Annotated in this window: 15 protein-coding genes; 9 read left to right on the top strand and 6 right to left on the bottom strand. The window is 65.4% G+C overall.

Annotated features, from left to right (window positions below; all coding sequences use genetic code 11):
• Window positions 1-52: 52 nt before the first annotated feature.
• From GGC64_RS29915 to GGC64_RS29905, 3 genes are read right to left on the bottom strand one after another with little or no spacing between them, the layout of a single operon-like run.
• A complete protein-coding gene (locus tag GGC64_RS29915) occupies window positions 53-1,000 on the bottom strand; it encodes a VOC family protein (RefSeq protein ID WP_192726214.1) in 948 nt (315 codons plus the stop codon).
• Window positions 1,000-2,211, bottom strand: a complete 1,212-nt coding sequence (locus tag GGC64_RS29910) for a CaiB/BaiF CoA-transferase family protein (RefSeq protein ID WP_192726213.1) — start codon at window positions 2,209-2,211, stop codon at window positions 1,000-1,002. The genes GGC64_RS29915 and GGC64_RS29910 overlap by 1 nt, the downstream gene beginning before the upstream one ends.
• Window positions 2,208-3,704, bottom strand: a complete 1,497-nt coding sequence (locus GGC64_RS29905; protein ID WP_192726212.1) for an aldehyde dehydrogenase family protein — start codon at window positions 3,702-3,704, stop codon at window positions 2,208-2,210. The genes GGC64_RS29910 and GGC64_RS29905 overlap by 4 nt, the downstream gene beginning before the upstream one ends.
• Window positions 3,705-3,818: 114 nt before the next feature.
• Between GGC64_RS29905 and GGC64_RS29900 the strand changes: the two genes are divergently transcribed.
• The 5 genes from GGC64_RS29900 to GGC64_RS29880 all read left to right on the top strand — a co-directional run bounded on the left by GGC64_RS29900 (window position 3,819) and on the right by GGC64_RS29880 (window position 8,844).
• A complete protein-coding gene (locus GGC64_RS29900; protein ID WP_192726211.1) occupies window positions 3,819-5,027 on the top strand; it encodes an acyl-CoA dehydrogenase family protein in 1,209 nt (402 codons plus the stop codon).
• Entirely contained in the window at window positions 5,024-6,013 is a 990-nt protein-coding gene (locus GGC64_RS29895) for an acyl-CoA dehydrogenase family protein (protein WP_225952640.1), read from the top strand. Before GGC64_RS29900 ends, GGC64_RS29895 begins: the two co-directional genes overlap by 4 nt.
• A gap of 14 nt (window positions 6,014-6,027) precedes the next feature.
• Entirely contained in the window at window positions 6,028-7,170 is a 1,143-nt protein-coding gene (locus tag GGC64_RS29890) for an acyl-CoA dehydrogenase family protein (protein ID WP_192726210.1), read from the top strand.
• Window positions 7,171-7,273: 103 nt separating this feature from the next.
• Complete coding sequence (locus GGC64_RS29885; protein ID WP_192726209.1) at window positions 7,274-8,014, top strand: FadR/GntR family transcriptional regulator; 741 nt, start codon at window positions 7,274-7,276, stop codon at window positions 8,012-8,014.
• Complete coding sequence (locus GGC64_RS29880; protein WP_192726208.1) at window positions 8,011-8,844, top strand: PaaI family thioesterase; 834 nt, start codon at window positions 8,011-8,013, stop codon at window positions 8,842-8,844. The genes GGC64_RS29885 and GGC64_RS29880 overlap by 4 nt, the downstream gene beginning before the upstream one ends.
• A 3-nt stretch (window positions 8,845-8,847) precedes the next feature.
• Here the strand turns inward: GGC64_RS29880 and GGC64_RS29875 are convergent, their stop codons facing one another.
• Genes GGC64_RS29875 through GGC64_RS29865 form a run of 3 tightly spaced genes read right to left on the bottom strand, consistent with a single transcriptional unit; the run spans window position 8,848 to window position 12,051 of the window.
• A complete protein-coding gene (locus GGC64_RS29875) occupies window positions 8,848-9,657 on the bottom strand; it encodes an enoyl-CoA hydratase/isomerase family protein (RefSeq protein ID WP_192726207.1) in 810 nt (269 codons plus the stop codon).
• Between the two features lie 10 nt (window positions 9,658-9,667).
• Complete coding sequence (locus GGC64_RS29870; protein ID WP_192726206.1) at window positions 9,668-10,828, bottom strand: beta-ketoacyl synthase N-terminal-like domain-containing protein; 1,161 nt, start codon at window positions 10,826-10,828, stop codon at window positions 9,668-9,670.
• Window positions 10,825-12,051 carry a Zn-ribbon domain-containing OB-fold protein gene (locus GGC64_RS29865; protein ID WP_192726205.1) on the bottom strand — a complete coding sequence of 409 codons (1,227 nt, stop codon included), beginning with the start codon at window positions 12,049-12,051 and terminating at the stop codon, window positions 10,825-10,827. The genes GGC64_RS29870 and GGC64_RS29865 overlap by 4 nt, the downstream gene beginning before the upstream one ends.
• Before the next feature lie 108 nt (window positions 12,052-12,159).
• Between GGC64_RS29865 and GGC64_RS29860 the strand changes: the two genes are divergently transcribed.
• The 4 genes from GGC64_RS29860 to GGC64_RS29845 are packed head-to-tail and all read left to right on the top strand — an operon-like array spanning window position 12,160 to window position 16,044.
• Entirely contained in the window at window positions 12,160-13,023 is an 864-nt protein-coding gene (locus tag GGC64_RS29860) for an SDR family oxidoreductase (RefSeq protein WP_370582409.1), read from the top strand.
• 11 nt (window positions 13,024-13,034) lie between these two features.
• Complete coding sequence (locus tag GGC64_RS29855; protein WP_192726203.1) at window positions 13,035-14,183, top strand: acyl-CoA dehydrogenase family protein; 1,149 nt, start codon at window positions 13,035-13,037, stop codon at window positions 14,181-14,183.
• Entirely contained in the window at window positions 14,180-15,268 is a 1,089-nt protein-coding gene (locus tag GGC64_RS29850) for an acyl-CoA dehydrogenase (RefSeq protein ID WP_192726202.1), read from the top strand. Before GGC64_RS29855 ends, GGC64_RS29850 begins: the two co-directional genes overlap by 4 nt.
• Window positions 15,265-16,044, top strand: coding sequence for an SDR family oxidoreductase (locus GGC64_RS29845; protein ID WP_192726201.1), 780 nt, complete (start codon window positions 15,265-15,267; stop codon window positions 16,042-16,044). The genes GGC64_RS29850 and GGC64_RS29845 overlap by 4 nt, the downstream gene beginning before the upstream one ends.
• The last annotated feature ends 200 nt before the right edge of the window (window positions 16,045-16,244 follow it).

Genomic DNA, 16,244 nt, shown 5'->3' with positions numbered 1-16,244 from the left:
CCCCGACACGCCGCGCGAAAGGGACACTCTGCGTCTGCTCGCGAGAGAAAGGTTAGCGGGTGAAGTACTTGAGTGGGCGTTCGACGAACTCGAAAACCACCCCGTCGGGCGAGCGCAGGAACGCGATGTAGAGACCCTCGATCTTCGTGCCGGGCAACGGGCACCAGACCGGATCTCCCATCACCTCAATGGAATCCGGCAGAGCAGCGAGGGCCTTCTCCGTGTGTTCCACCCGCATAGCACACCGGTACAGCCCCTGGTGGTTGCCGCCCCATGGCACCGGATCCTGGTGTCGAGTCTCTGGATGCTGCACCACTGTAAGGCTGAACTGATTGGCATCCTCGGGGACCGCATAACGCGACACCACGCATTCAACCGCTTGGGACGATCCACCCGTATCCAGTTGGTCGCCGGCGATGCCGGTCAGGCTCGGCGCCTGCACTTCGACGAAGCCGATCGCGGTGAGGAACTGCCCCGTCGCGACGGCATCGATGGCCGCGACGCGAACTCCGCCGAACAACGCGCCGGCAGCCACATCGTCGGCAACACGCTCTGCCAGTTCGATTACCACGCCGTCGAGACCGGTTGCCAACACCGATTTGGTTCCGGAGATCAGGCCGTCGATGGGTTCGCCGACAGAGACGCCCCCCGCCCGCAGCGCCGCGACGGTACCGGCCAGATCCGCCACGGTCATCAGCGTCGACCGTAGGCCGGGCCGTTTCGGATCGTCGTTCGAGTCGCGCTTGAGCGCGGGGCTTCGGTACTCGATAGCCTCCAGTGCACAGCCGGCTCGGCCACCTCGTGCGTCGTAGAGAAACGATGTCTCACAGTAGGTCTCGCCGTCGAGACCGAGGATCGAGCCATTGGTTGGAACGTCGGGGTCTGTTCGCATCCGCGCTGAGAGCCCGAGCTTGCCGGCATACAGCTCCTCAGTCGAGTGGAGCGATTCGCAGTTCAGGTTGACGTGCAAGAAGCGCCGAGCCAGATCCTCCGATCCCACTACAGCACAACCGAATTGATCTTGAACTCGATGATCTGGTCTTCGCTGTAACCCAGTTCGCCAAGGAGCGCGTCGGTGTGCTCACCATGACCAGGGGCGCACGTCAGGTCCAGCGGGGTTTCGTCGAACTGTACCGGGCTGGCCGCCAACGCGAACTCATTGCCGTTGGCGTCGGTGGTGCGCGGCAGATACCCGTTGACGATCGCCTGCGGGTCGTCGTGAATCTCGCGGGCCGTGCGCATGACGTCCCACACACCGTCAAAACCCTCGAACGCCTTCTCCCAGTGGGAAAGATCCTGCGCCCCGATCGTCTTGCGCAGTTCGACGATGCATTCGGCGCGGTTCTCGAACCGAACCACCGCGTTCGCGAACCGCTCGTCGGAGACCAGGTCGGTTCGGCCCAGCCGTGCGCAGAATTCGGCCCAGAACCGGTCGGCTTGCAACAACACGAATGCGATGTGCCTGCCGTCGCGCGTTTGGTACATGCTCGCCGCCGGATTCGGCATCTCCTCCAGCTGGAACCTCGGGATGTCCGCGCCAGTGATGCCCGCGCCCACCACGTCGGGGCCGAGCTGCCAGATCGCCGCGCCGAGCAGTGACACGTCGACCACCGACGGCTCGCCCGTGCGCTCCCGTTTGAACAACGCGCCTGCAATGCCCGCAGCGATCGACAGGCCGCCGTAGACGTCCCCGAACGCCGGCCGCTGAATCGGCGGGTACGAGCCGTCGCCCGCGGCGTAGGCCTCACCGATTCCACCGCGGGACCAGTACGCGGCGAGGTCGAACCCGCCTTGGGCCGCGAGCTCACCCTTCGTTCCGTAGCCGTGGCCACGGGCGTAGATGATCCTCGGGTTGCGTGCACGCACCTGTTCTACGTCGATTGCCATGCGTTGCCGGGAATCTGGCAACAGGTTCGTCAGGAAGACGTCAGCGGTCTCGACTAGTTTCATCAGAACTTCAAGCCCCTCGGCACTGGACGTGTCCAGGCCCACGCTGCGCTTTCCGCGGTTGGGCTGTTCAATGAAGTGGTTCACCCCGCCCGCGCCGGTGACGATTCCGGAGCTGATGAGGCCGCGCTGCGGATCGCCGGTTTCGGGGTGCTCGATTTTGATGACGTCGGCACCCCAGTCGGCGAGCACCGCACCCGCGGCCGGGACGAACGTCCAAGCGGCAAGCTCGATTACGCGTATCCCGTTGAGGATGTCGGTCATGCGATCGGATATCCCATCGACTTGGTCTGCAGATGTTGCTCGAAGCCCTCATGGCCGTTCTGCCGCCCGAGGCCGCTCATCCGATATCCGCCGAACGGGGCATCGGCGCCGTAGAACAACGCGCCGTTGATGTTCATCGTTCCGGTGCGGATCCGTCTCGCCACTGCCATCGCCCGCTCGTTGGAGCCCATCACCGCGCCCGAAAGCCCGTAGATGGAATTGTTGGCAAGCTCGACGAGGCCGTCGTCACCCCCGTCGTAGGGCGTGATCGCGATGACGGGCCCGAAGATCTCCTCCTGGAAGATGCGGTGATCGGGCTCCACATCGGCGAAGACCGTCGGGGCAACGAAGTAGCCGCGGTCCAGTCCTTCGGGCGCGCCGCCGCCGATGGTGATGCGTCCCCCCTGCTGCTTGCCGATCTCGATGTAGTTGAGGACCCGGTCACGCTGCTTGGCCGATACCAGCGGGCCGCAGAAGTTCGCCGGGTCGGTGGGGTCTCCGACGCCTATCGCCCCGAACGTCGCGGTGGCGACCTCGACGGCCTGCTCGTAGAACTGGCGCGGCACCAGCATTCGCGTGGTCAGAGCGCAACCCTGGCCGGAATGGATGAGGGCTCCCATGCAGCCCGGCAGCGCGACGTCCATGTCCGCGTCGTCGAGCACCATGTAGGCCGACTTCCCGCCCAGCTCGAGCAGATTCCGTTTCATCGTTTTCCCGGACAGACTCTGGATCAGTTTGCCGACCGCCGTCGACCCGGTGAACGAGACCATGTCGACGCGGGCGTCGCTGGCGAGTATCTGGGCGACATTGTTGTCTGAGGCCGGGACGATGTTCACCACGCCGGCGGGGATGTCGGTCTTCTCCGCGATGATGCGGCCCCACCGCAGGGCACTCCACGGTGTCTCGATGGCAGGCTTGAGCACCATCGTGTTTCCGGTGGCCAGAATCTGGCCCATCTTGTTGCTGATGATCTCGACCGGGAAGTTCCACGGGGTGATCGCGCCGACGACGCCCATCGGTTCCTTGACCACCTTGCGGTGGTAGGGCGTGCCGATCAACGCCGCGTCGGGGAGTTCGCGCTCCCAGGGGAATTGCGAGATGTATTCGGCGGGCCAGCGGATCGCGTCGGAAAGCGGCCACTCGAGCTGCGCGATATACGTCGCGGAGACTGGGCAACCGACCTCGGCAACGAGCTCGGCCCGCATGTCCTCCTTCTCCTCCTGAAGCGCGTCATGCAACTGCATGAGGCAGCGCTGGCGAAACTCGTGGTTCGTCGACCAGTCGGTGGTGTCGAAGGCCCGACGCGCGGCCGCGATCGCCGTGTCCATGTCGCCCGCGCCCGCGTCGGTACACGTACCGAGGAGTTCCTCGGTGGCCGGATTGATGTTGTCGGCCGTCTTGCCCGTGGACGATTCGCGCAACCGACCGTCGATGTAGAGGCGACTCTCCGGGTTGAACTGGACGGTTGAAGTGGCGACCGGCGATGCCGTCATTGGCGCTCCCTATGGCGAAGTTGTCGTCGTGCGATAGTGTACCTGGTATAGATAATTGTTTAGCTGATTCGTCTCCCGCAGACGAATCAGGTCGAACGACGAAAGGGGTGTCCGTTGTCAGCCCCGGTCGACGACGCGGTGAACGCCAGCCGTCAGCATGAATACGTTTCGCAGATCGCGACATACCGCCAGGATTTCCGGCGTTACCTGCGCGACCTGGACTGGGCCGACGAATGGCGCAACTCGTCCTTCGACAACACCGAGGAAGAGCTGGCGTACCACTCCTTCATTCTTTCGCGCATGTACGAGGCCGGATGGAACCGCTATGGCTGGCCGGAGCAGGCGGGCGGATTCGGAGGCACCGAGATCCACCGGGCGGTGTATTTCGAAGAACTCGCCTCGGCGATGCTGCCGGTGCCCGAGCAGCACTGGACACTCGAGGTGTTGGGCCCGGCGGTCATCAAGTACGCGCCGGAGCTGGCCGCCGAATATCTGCCGCATTACCTGCGCGGTGCCGAGTGGTGGGGCCAGTGCTTCTCCGAGCCCGAATCGGGCAGCGACTTGGCTTCGCTTCGTTGCCGGGGTGTCGACGACGGCGAAGGCGGGTTCGTCCTCAGCGGACAGAAGATCTGGACCAGCCAGGGCCCCACGGCGACGAGGTTTCTGGTCCTGGCCCGCACCGGCACCCCTGAAAGCCGCCACCGAGGTCTGAGCACCATCCTTGTCGACGCCGACGCCCCTGGAGTGACCGTCCGACCGATCGCACTCGCCAGCGGTCGCCGCGAATTGGCCGAGGTGTTCTTCGACGACGTGCGCGTGCCGCGCGAACGGCTGATCGGCGAGGCCGACGGAGGCTGGGGCGTCGTGATGTACCTCATGCAGTACGAGCGCGGAATGTACGGCTATGCGACGCTGACGACGGCGCTGACGGAACTGAGCTGGTTGCGCGGCGAGATGGCCGTGCACGGCTCGTCTTCAGCCGCCAGGCGCCGCTTCGCTCAGATCTACGTTGCGGTGCTTGCCGCGCAGGCGCGCGCCGCGACCACGGTGCGTGCGCTCGCCGAGGGCCGCGCTGTCGGCCCGAACAGCAGCGTGGACAAGTTGCTTTTCGCGAAGGCAGAAAAGGACGTCAACGACCTCATCATGGACACCCGGCGGGATTGGGTTATCTGCGGTGTCGGCGCCGACAACGCCAAGGAACTCGATGCCGTCAGGGCGAAGTGGTGGTACACCCGCGCGGCGACGATCATGGGCGGCAGCGCCGAGGTACAGCGCGGCATCATCGCCGACCATCTGCTGGGGCTGCCAAAGGAGAAGCGATGAGCCCGGCCGTGACCGACGAATCGTGGCCAATGATCGAAGAGGCCGTCTTCAGGCTGTTCGACCAGCTGGCGGGCAAGGGAGTAGACGAGCACACTGCCGTTGGACCCGCGCTCGCAGAACTCGGGTGGTCGGATATCGAGGCGGAGTATCCGATTGAGGCGTGCGAGTTGCTCTTTCGCGCGCAGGGCCGCTCACTGGCGCACACTGACTGCCTCAGCACGGTGATGCTTGCCGAGTTGAGCCCGCTGCTTGACGGTGCCGTCGACGGGATTGTGCTGCCCACCGACGGTTATGCGCCGGGCTCCGACGCACAACGGGTTGCCGGATTAGTGCTTGGGCCGCTGCCAAACTCCGGGCGACTTGCCGTGCCAGTACTGGGCCCCATGGCCACGGTGTCGATCGGCGTCGTCGCCACCGATCGATTGTCAGGCGAAAAGCTCGACACCTTCGACCCGACGGTGTTCTGGACGCGTGTGAGTGGTCCAATGAGTGGCGACCTAGCCGACGCCTCAACCGAATTCGGCCGCGCCGTCGCCGCGGCGCAACGCGCCCTTGCGACCGAACTGGTCGCGCTTGCCGACGAGGCGTTGCGCATCGCGGTCGAGCATGTCAGCGTCCGTATCCAATTCGGTTCTCCCATCGGCTCATTCCAGTCGCCACGGCATCTTTTGGCCGACGCATCGGCGAACTTGGAAGGCGCCCGCGCGCTGTTGGCCGAGACGTGGCGTTATGGCGGAAGTCTTTCCGCGATGACCGCGAAGGCGGCTGCAGGCCGCGCGCACAGATGCGTATCGGACGCCGCACTGCAGGTATGCGGCGCGATCGGACTGACCGCAGAACACGACCTGCACCGCTACGTAACCCGGGGCTTCCAAATCGATTCGCTCTGCGGATCGCATCATCAGCTCGAGGGGCTGCTCGCCGACCGGCTGTTCGAGATGTACGCACCCGGCCGCGCCCTGCCGTCGATCGTCACCTGGGGCTGAGGAAGAGGAAACGAATGCGACGCAACATATTCGACGAGGTGCACGAGGACTTCCGCGCGACCGCGCGCGCGTTCTTCGAGCGCGAGTGCGTACCGAACGTCGAGAAGTGGGAACGCGAGGGCAAGGTCAGCCGCGAGGCGTGGCTGGCCGCAGGTGAGCACGGCCTGATCGGCTGGGAGTTCGACGAGCGCTACGGCGGGCTGGGCGTCAAGGACTTCCGGTTCAATCAGATCATCTCCGAAGAGATGTTCATGACCGGATCGGTAGGCATCGGTCTCGGCGTGCAGAACGACATCCTCATGCCGTACATGAACAACCTCACCACCGAGGAACAGAAGGAACGCTGGCTGCCCGGGTTCATCTCCGGCGAGCTGATCGGCTCGGTGGCGATGTCCGAACCCGTCGCCGGCTCAGACCTCGCAGGCATAAAGACGTCCGCACGCGACGAGGGCGACCACTGGGTGGTCAATGGGCAGAAGACGTTCATCAGCAACGGGCTGCTGTCCAAACTGGTGCTCACGGCGGTCAAGACTGAGCCCTCGGCAGGCCGCAAGGGCATCAGCCTGCTGATGATCGAAGACGGCATGGAGGGCTTCACCCGCGGCCGCAAGCTCGACAAGATCGGCCAGTACTCCGCCGACACCGCGGAGTTGTTCTTCGAGGACGTCCGCGTTCCCAAAGAGAACCTCGTCGGCGAACTCAATCGCGGTTTCTACCATCTGGTTTCAAATTTGCCCAATGAACGGGTGGGAGTCGCGTGTTACGCACTGCCGGCGGCGCGGCGAGCGTTGGACCTGACCAAGGCCTATGCGCACGAACGCACAGCGTTCGGTCAGCCGATCGGCACGTTCCAGGTGAACCGCCACTTTCTGGCAGAGATGCAGACGAAACTCGACGCAGCGCAGACGTATCTAGACCAGTGCGTGCTCTCGGTCAATGACGGCACCTTGTCAGACCAGGACGCGGCAGGCCTGAAGTGGTGGACCTCGGAAGTCCAGTGGGAGATCATCGACCGCTGCTTGCAGCTTCACGGGGGCTACGGCTACATCAACGAGTACGAGGTGGCCAGGCTCTGGCGCGACTCGCGGGTACAGCGGCTTTACGCAGGCACCACCGAGATCATGAAGGATCTGATGGGCCGCGCCATGGGATATTGACGATGAGGTTCATCACTGCGCTGGCGCGGATACCCGGGTCGGCGGCGCAATTCAGTTAACCTGCCAAATAGTTAGTTGATTCGATTACCTGTGGAGGGTCGATATGGAGGTCACCAGCCTTCGAGAGCCGAAGATGGCCGATCGGGTGGCCACAGCGCTGCGCCGGATGTTCATCCGCGGTGAGATCACCGAGGGCACCATGTTGCCACCTGAATCGGAGCTCATGGAGCGGTTCGGGGTCTCGAGACCGACGCTGCGCGAGGCCTTCCGGGTTCTGGAATCCGAGTCGCTCATCGAGGTGCAGCGCGGTGTGCGCGGCGGCGCGCGGGTGACCCGACCGAGGCGCGAGACGCTGGCCCGCTACGCCGGGCTCATTCTCGAATACGAGGGCGTGACGGTCAAGGATGTCTACGCCGCGAGGATGGCGCTGGAGACGCCGATGGTCATCGAGCTGGCAAAGAGCCGTAACGCCGCGGTGATCGCAGAGTTGGAGGCTATCGTCGAGCGCGAGGGCCAGCTGCAACCCGGCAGTGACGCCGTCGACCAGTTGACCGACTTCCACGCCGCGATCGCCCGCCTCTCCGGCAACAAGACCCTGCAGATCATCAGCGCCATGTTGCACCACATCATCGAGAAGGCGAACCGATCGCTTCAGCCGACGAAGGGCGACAGGGCCGAAGGGGCCGTGCGCCGCTCGGCCAAGACACACCGGATGGTGCTGGATCTGATCAAGGCCGGTGACGCCGAGAAGGCCGGCGAGCTCTGGCGCAAACACCTTCTCAAGGCTGAGGAGTTCGTTCTCGCCGGGACCGAATTGTCAACGGTCGTCGACCTTCTCGAATGACGGAGATCGACGGGCGCCCTGATGTCCTCATCGAGACGCCCATGCATGTGCTGCGGCGGTTCGGCATCGAGATGCTCGACGCGGATGTCGACAACGAAACCGCCGAGATGTCGATGTCGTTGGCGGGGATGCGCAATCCGTTCACCGGTCTTCCCACGGTGGGACCGCTCGGCGTCCTGGTGGACGCTGTCAGCGGCCTCGTCAACCACTTCCGGCACCACACCGGAGAATGGACGGTATCCACCGAACTGGCCCTGGAGTTGAGTCCCGACGGAAGCGACAGGGCCACGGCCGAAGGCGCCCCACCGGTCGTCGCACTGGGTCGACTGCTGGGTCCGCGCGGCAGCACTTCATTGTCCTTCTGCACATTGATGTGTGGCGACGTGGTGATCGGAGGCGGTACCGTGCGCTCCTTCTTCTTCACCCCCGATCAAGTGGTACTCGACGAGCCTGACGAGACGTTGAACAGAACCGAGAAGACGGTTCTGTCGGAGTTGATGGCGGTGGAGACGGCCATCGCCTCAAACGACTTGTGCGTGCTACGCCAGAAGCCGGACCCGTTCCTCAACAACGCCGTCGGCGTTGTCAACGGCGGTGTCGCGTCTGCCGGGCTCGAATTGGCCGCGTCGGCGGTGGTGAACGCCGACGGGCCGGCGATGCGTACGGCATCGTTAAGGGTGAATTTCCTGCGACCCTTCTTCGCCGGTGACCATTCGCGCTACGAGGCTTCGCCGCTGAGGATCGGCAGAGCGACCGCGGTAGCGGATGCACAGGCCGTTGCCGAGGACGGCAGACCAGCGCTGACCGCGCGTATCACGGCGTACCGCTGAGCACTACTTCTTGGATCGGGCACGGAAAGCCGCGACCCGCTCTTTGAACTCCGGTGTCGAGAAGGACGTCAACTCCTCGGCGAGCGCGTATTCGAGCACTCCCTGCGCGGCGCGGGCCAAGTGCATGTTGAGCGCGACCTTCGACGACCGCAGAGCCTGCGGCGGCAGTGCGGCGAACCGCTCGCCGAGTGCCAGCGCCTCGTCGAGCACCGCGTCGTCGGGGACGACCTTGGTGACCAAGTTCAGCTTTTCCGCGATCGACGCGGTGATCCGATCACCAAGCAGAACATACTCTTTGGCTTTCATCATGCCAATCAGCAAGGGCAGCATCGCTGCACCGCCGTCCCCGGCAGTGAGTCCAACGGCGACGTGCGGGTCGGCCAGATAGCTGTTCTCCCCCATCACCATCAGGTCGGACAGCAGGGCGATCGAACAGCCCAGTCCCACCGCCGGCCCGTTTACCGCGGACACCAGGGGCTTCGGGAAGTTGATCACCTCGAGGAAGACCGTGCGGGCTTCGTGAATCTGAAAAGTGCGCGCCACCTCGTCCTCGATCAGGCGACCGAACATCACCATGTCCCCGCCGGCGGAGAACGCTTTGCCGATACCGGTGGTCACGACCGCCTTGACGTCGTCGTCGGCGTCGAGCACCTTCCAGATTGTGGCGAACGCGTGATGCACCTCTTCGGTGACGGCGTTGAGCGCCTCCGGGCGGTTGATACTCACGACGTGAACGTTGCCGCGTTTCTCCACCAACAGCCATGGGGCGAACTGCTCATAGCCGGCCAGAGTGGCGATCTCGGAGGTGGTCATGGGACTCCTATCAATTCTTGTCGCTGGAGAGAATCGTCACCGCTGAGACTGCGGTCGGCCCACCGATGTTGTGGGCCAACCCAACTCGGGCACCGTCAACCTGGTTCTCGGCCTCGCCGCGGAGCTGGTTGAACAATTCGTAGCACTGGGCCACCCCGGTTGCGCCGGGCGGATGGCCTTTGGCCTTTAGGCCGCCGCTGGGATTGATGGGGATCGACCCACCGACGTAGTGTTCACGACCCTCGACGAGCTTGTAGGCTTCGAAGCGGTTCGCGAACCCGAGATCTTCGTAGCTGATCAGCTCCACGCCGGTGAAGCAGTCGTGGACCTCAGCGACGTCGATGTCGAAAGGCGTCAATCCCGCCATCTTCATCGCCGTCTTGGCCGCACGCACGGTCGGCGGGAAGGTTGTCATATCCGTCTTGTGTTGGTGCATCACGCGATCCATGCCCAGCCCCACGCCGCGCACCCAGACCGGCCGGTCGGTGTAGCGGTCCACGACGTCTTCCGCCGCGAGGATCACTGCGGCGGCGCCGTCACTCTGCGGGGTGCAATCGTAAAGCCCGAACGGCTCGACCACGATCGGCGCCGCTAGGGCCTGCTCAACGGTGATCTCATACCGCAGTTGGGCTTTTGGATTCTTCAGCGCGTGGAAGTGGTTTTTGACCGCCACCATCGCCATGTGCTCCTTGGTCGCGGGCGACTCGTGCAGGTAGCGGATGACGTGCAGGGCGAAGTTGGCAGGGGCGACCAGCCCCAGTGGGTAGTCCCAGGCGTTGTCGCGGGTCATTGCTGCCCAGTCCCAGAACGTGGTGTTCGACGACGTCTCGCGGACCTTGTCCGCGCCGACCACCAGCACCACGTCGTAGAGTCCCGAGGCGATGGCCATGGTCCCGTTGCGGATGGCGTCATTGCCTGTGGCACAAGCATTCTCGACCCGCGTCACAGGAATGTCGGTCAGGTCGAGCGTGTCGGCCAGAATGCCCGAGGGGAATCCGTCGGTTGTGGACAGCTCGCCGAACCAGGCTGCCTCGATCTCGGCCTTGACGATGCCCTTGTCGACCCCGGCGACCGCCTCGGCGTACGCCATCGGCACCAGGTCCTTGATGCCGAGTTCGAAGTGCTCGGCGAACGGCGTCATCCCGGCGCCGACGATGGCGACTTTCCTCATGCGTCGACTCCTTGCGAAACGAGTGAGCGCCCGGGCCAGAACGCATATCCGTAATCGGGGATGCCCGCCCGCGTGGCGATCTTGCGCAGCACGATGGCCCCCTCCTGTCCGATCGTCGCCTCGCCCGCGGGTACGCCGGTCACCTTCAGCAGCACCCGCACGGGGCTGTCGTCGAGCTGCACTACCGCCAGCGAGTAGGGGCTGGGCAGATCGGGCACCGAGATCCGAATGGTGGTGTGTGTGTACACCGTGCCAGTTCGTGGCAGCGCTTCGAGCTGGTATTCGGTCGCCAGTTGCCCGGCGTTGTTCACGCGCAACCGTGGCGGGAACTGCGGCGCGGAGTCGATGCCCGGACTCGCGTCGAAAACCGCTGCCTCCCAACGAATTTTCGGCTCGAAGGCGCGCGCGTAGGCCGGCATCGAGATCGGGATGCCGACGCCGTCGGCGACGCGAGTCTTCGGCAGTTCCCGCGGCGGGAACTCGTCGCGAAAGACTTGTGGCATCGTGCCGTCGAGGACGAACTCCGCCGCGCAGATGCTGGACTGTTCGATCGCGAGCAGCAGGCCCTGCGCTCCAGTCTCGATCACTTCAGCCACGAGCCGGATGATCGCTGCGGCCGAGCCCGCGGCGTCCGCGATGGCGCTCGAGGTGTCGAAGCCGCTGCCGAGTTGCGCCGGCGGCACGCCTGCCACCGCTGCCACCGCTGGTGTCCCGGTCAGGCCCAGTCGCGCAAGCGTTGAACGCACCCCGACCTCGCGCTGCAGCCGTGGGTCGGCGTAAAAGTGCCTGACGCCATCCTCGCCGCGGGCGGTCAGCGGCAGACTCCGGGTCTGGCGGGCGGCCTCGGTTACGGTCGCGCCGACGTCACCGGTCAGCGCGGCCGCAGCGCCGACGGCGAGATCGTTATCGTCGGCGCCGATGAGCAGGGTGCCCGGCGCTGCGCTCACCAATTGGTCGAGTGCGGCGGGCGCGCCGCCTAGTACCTCGGCCACCGGGGTATCGGCGGGTAGCGACAGCGCCGCCAGCAGCACGGCGCCGTTGCCGCCTTCCAACAGTGGAAAATCGCGCGACACCAACACGACGCGAGCTGCAGACGCGTCGGGGTCGGCGGCTCGTCCTGCGGCGACCGCCATCGTGAGCGCATCCTCGTCCGGCCCCTTGACCCGTCGCTCACGCACCGTCCATGGCGGCAGGTACGTGCCGATCGAGACGACATGCGTCATGTTCGCTTCTCCCCTACCCGGGATACCGCGGTCCCCGTGTTCTTAATGAGCTATATAGTTATAGCATTCCACTTCATCGGCAGCCTAAGCCAGGGAGAAGACACCGTCGTGGGAACTCTCGGTACTCACACCCTCAAGGATCGCGTCGTCGTCGTCACCGGCGCCAGTCGCGGCATCGGCCGCGAAATCGCGGTCCGGGCGGCATCGGACGGAGCGGCGGTGGCTCTGCTCGCCAAGACGCAGACGCCGAACCCGAAAATCGCGGGCACACTGACCGAGACCGCCGAGGCAGTCCGCGCCGCTGGCGGTCGCGCGCTTCCGCTTGCGGTCGACGTCCGTGACGCCGATGCGGTCGCGAGCGCGATCGCCGCCGCTGCCGAGCAGTTCGGCGGAATCGACGTGGTGGTGAACAATGCGGGAGCATTGGACCTTCGGCCCACCCCGCAATTGCCGCCGAAGAACTTCGACCGTCTGCTCGGTATCAACGTCAAAGGACCCTTCGCGGTGGTGCAGGCGGCGTTCACCTACCTGCGGAACTCCGACAACGCCCACATCGTCAACCTTTCACCGCCGTTGAACCTGGACCCACGATGGGTGGGCGCGCACGTCGGACACACGGTGGGTAAGTACGCCGAAAGTCTGCTGACACTCGGATGGGCCGCGGAGTTCGCATCGATACCCATTGCCGTCAACTCGCTGTGGCCCGCGACCACCGTGGCGAGCACCGGGATGATCGTTGCGATGGGTGAGGACGTGGTGCGGGCACAGGCCCGCCACCCGCGAATCATGGCCGACGCGGTGCACGCTCTGGTCACCCGACCGGCCGCGGACTGCAGCGGCCACTTCTACACCGATGAAGAGGTATTGCGCGAGCAGGGCGTCGTCGACCTGTCGGGATATCGGCTGGCGGCCAGCGATGACGACCTGGCCCCCAACTTCTACCTATCGTCGAGCCCGCTGCCCGCGGTGTAGGAGTCTGATCTGTGAGTTCATTTGACGCGTTGAGCGCCAACGAGCCCGACCTGGCCAAGCTGCGGGCCTCCGTGCGAGATTTCCTGCGGGCCGACCGTGCCGAGTTCGGCTGGGAACCCGCTGTCGACTCGTGGTTGGGTCAGTGGGACGAGGCGTTCAGCGCCCGCCTCGGCGACGCCGGTTTCGTCGGGATGATCATCCCTGCAGAGTACGGCGGCCACGGCATGAGCCATCTCCACAGATATGTGGTGACCGAGGAACTACTGGCCGCAGGCGCCCCGGTGGCGGCGCACTGGATCGCCGACCGGCAGGTGGCTCCCGGCCTGCTGGCCTACGGGAATCAAGAACAGCGGGACCGGCTGCTGCCGCGCATCGCGGCGGGCAGGTTCTACTCGTCGATCGGCATGAGTGAACACGGCGCCGGGTCGGATCTGGCCGCCGTGGCCAGCAAGGCCGTCCAGACCGACGGCGGTTGGTTGCTCAGCGGCACAAAGGTTTGGACGAGCGGAGCCCATCTCGCTCATCAGGTCGTGGTGCTGGCGCGCACCAGCCCCCCAGATCCTGAGCATCGCCACGCCGGCTTCAGCCAGTTCCTGGTGCCGTGCGACGTCGACGGCGTTCGTGTCGAGCCGATCGTGCTGATGAACGGCGAGCACCACTTCAACGAGGTCATTTTCGACGAGGTCTTCGTGCCCGACGCTGACGTGCTCGGCGAGGTCGGCAACGGGTGGCATCAGGTCACCGCTGAGCTGTCCTTCGAGCGAAGCGGTCCGGAGCGGATGTTGTCCACCCTTCCACTGATCGCCGCCGCGATCAGGGCGCTGAGCGCGGGGCCACCGCCCGACGACCGCACCGCCGCCGACATCGGTCACCTGCTGGCGCGATTGATCTCACTTCGACAGCTGTCGGTATGGGTGGCCAGGACGCTGACGGACGAGAAAGACGCGGCGAGTCAAGCCGCCCTGGTCAAGGATCTCGGCACGCGTTTCGAGCAGGAGTCGGTCGGGGTGAGCGCCGACCTGCTCGACCAGTCGCCGAAGACGGCCGAGATCGCTGCCTTGCTGGCCACTGCATGGCTGCACAAGCCCGTGTTCACATTGCGTGGCGGCACCAATGAGGTACTGCGCGGGGTCATCGCGCGCGGAATGGGCTTACGGTGACGGCACTTTCGGGCGGTGTGTTCGATACCGGCACCGCAGATGACGACGGCGCAGAACTGCGCCAGTTGATCGACGACATTGGCCGGCGGTCCTTCGACGCCAAGCTCGGTCGCCGTCGGGTTCCCGAAGAGTTCGACGCCGACCTGTGGCGCAATCTCGAGGACACCGGGCTGACACGGCTGACGAGCACACCGGACCTGGACGCGGGACCGCAGGAGCTCGCCATCGCGCTCTACGGTGTGGCGCGGCATGCAGGCGCGGTGCCACTGGCCGAGACCGACGCGCTGGCCGGCTGGCTGGCCCAGCGGGCCGGCATCGATGTCCCGGACGGGCCCCTGACCGTCGCGATCGCCGACGCCGAACGCGCCGAGGGCCGGGTGACAGGGACCGCGATCGACGCGCCGTGGAGCCGAGTCTGCGCGGCGGTGCTTGTGGCCGCGCGCTGTCGCGACGAGTTGTGGGTCGGGGTGCTCGACGTCGACAACGCAACCGTCGAGGAGGGCCACAACCTGGCCGGAGAACCACGCGATCGAATCACCTTCGACATAGCGGCCGACGAGCTGACCGCCATCGACGGTGCAATCGCGACCGAATTGTCGCGACGCGGCGCGTGGTGCCGCTGCGTGCAGACCATCGGTGCGCTCGACGCGGCAGCCGCGATGTCCGTCGAACACACCGCTGGGCGCGTGCAGTTCGGTCGCCCGCTCAGCAAGTTTCAGGCGGTCCAGCACGCCTTGGCCGCTATGGCCGGCGAGATCGAGCGTGCAAGGGCCGCAGCGACACTGGCCGTCGCCGCGGCGGCGGACCACGGATTCGGTTCAGCGCAAACCGAATACGCGGTCACCGTTGCCAAGGTCGCGGTCGGCCAGGCAGTCGGGCAGGTCACCACGATCGCACATCAGCTGCACGGAGCGATCGGGGTCACCATTGAACACCCGTTGTGGTCGGCGACCATGCGGGCGCAAAGCTGGACTCAGGACTATGGCACCACCGCGCACCACGCTCGTCGCCTCGGCCGGATGGCCCTGGCGGCCAACGATCCGTGGGACCTGGTAATCGGCAATATAGAAATGGAGAACTCGTGACAACCAAGCAATTCGAGGGTGCATCGGCAATCGTCACCGGCGGCGCAGGCGGCCTCGGCGAGGCGACGGTGCGACGGCTACACGCCGACGGACTTGGCGTCGTCATCGCCGACCTCGCCGCCGACAGGGGCAAGGCGCTGGCCGATGAACTGGGTAGCCGGGCGTTGTTCGCCAGCACGGACGTGACGAGCGAAGACTCAATCCTCGATGCCATCGAGCAGGCCAATCAGCTTGGGCGCCTGCGCTATGCGGTCGCCGCTCACGGAGGGTTCGGTGTGGCGCAACGCATCGTGGGCCGCGACGGCAGCCCAGCCGACTTCGGCGCCTTCACCAAGACGATCGACCTCTACCTCAACGGCACCTACAACGTGGCGCGTCTGGTGGCCGCCGCCGTCGCGACTGCCGAGCCCAATGAGGCAGGCGAACGAGGCGCGCTGGTGCTGACAGCCTCCATCGCGGGCTATGAGGGCCAGATCGGACAGAGCGCGTACGCCGCGGCCAAAGCCGGCGTGATCGGCCTGACTATCGCAGCGGCCCGCGACCTGAGCTCAGCGGGCATCCGGGTCAACACCATCGCTCCTGGCACGATGAAGACGCCGATCATGGAGTCGGTCGGCGAGGAAGCCCTTGCCAAATTCGCGGCCAACGTACCGTTTCCGAAGCGCTTGGGCGCACCTGCCGAATTCGCAGACGCCGCGGCATTTCTCCTCACCAACGGCTACGTCAACGGTGAGGTCATGCGCCTGGACGGCGCGCAGCGCTTCACGCCCAAGTAGACGTTCACAGCCGTGGTGTCGATGTCGGCGTTAGCACTGGCAAAGCCCCGCTGTCGGCCCCCACGATGCTCGGCTAGCGGCGTAACGGGTTGATTGCTCGCAAATACTGCGAGCTATCAACCCGTTAAGCCGCGCCCCGGTAGGGCGACCGGAAACCACACCGTCTTCCGTCCAGCTCAGCAGTTCGACGTACTTCAGTT

This window comes from Mycobacterium sp. OAS707 (assembly GCF_014873705.1).
Lineage (GTDB): Bacteria > Actinomycetota > Actinomycetes > Mycobacteriales > Mycobacteriaceae > Mycobacterium.
This window is presented reverse-complemented; position numbering and strand designations above follow the sequence as displayed.

Excerpts from the sequence above, each read along its gene's own strand:
- GGC64_RS29910 (WP_192726213.1), bottom strand. The coding sequence starts at position 2,211 with ATGACCGACATCCTCAACGGGATACGCGTAATCGAGCTTGCCGCTTGG.
- GGC64_RS29905 (WP_192726212.1), bottom strand. The coding sequence starts at position 3,704 with ATGACGGCATCGCCGGTCGCCACTTCAACCGTCCAGTTCAACCCGGAG.
- GGC64_RS29895 (WP_225952640.1), top strand. The coding sequence starts at position 5,024 with ATGAGCCCGGCCGTGACCGACGAATCGTGGCCAATGATCGAAGAGGCC.
- GGC64_RS29890 (WP_192726210.1), top strand. The coding sequence starts at position 6,028 with ATGCGACGCAACATATTCGACGAGGTGCACGAGGACTTCCGCGCGACC.
- GGC64_RS29885 (WP_192726209.1), top strand. The coding sequence starts at position 7,274 with ATGGAGGTCACCAGCCTTCGAGAGCCGAAGATGGCCGATCGGGTGGCC.
- GGC64_RS29880 (WP_192726208.1), top strand. The coding sequence starts at position 8,011 with ATGACGGAGATCGACGGGCGCCCTGATGTCCTCATCGAGACGCCCATG.
- GGC64_RS29875 (WP_192726207.1), bottom strand. The coding sequence starts at position 9,657 with ATGACCACCTCCGAGATCGCCACTCTGGCCGGCTATGAGCAGTTCGCC.
- GGC64_RS29870 (WP_192726206.1), bottom strand. The coding sequence starts at position 10,828 with ATGAGGAAAGTCGCCATCGTCGGCGCCGGGATGACGCCGTTCGCCGAG.
- GGC64_RS29865 (WP_192726205.1), bottom strand. The coding sequence starts at position 12,051 with ATGACGCATGTCGTCTCGATCGGCACGTACCTGCCGCCATGGACGGTG.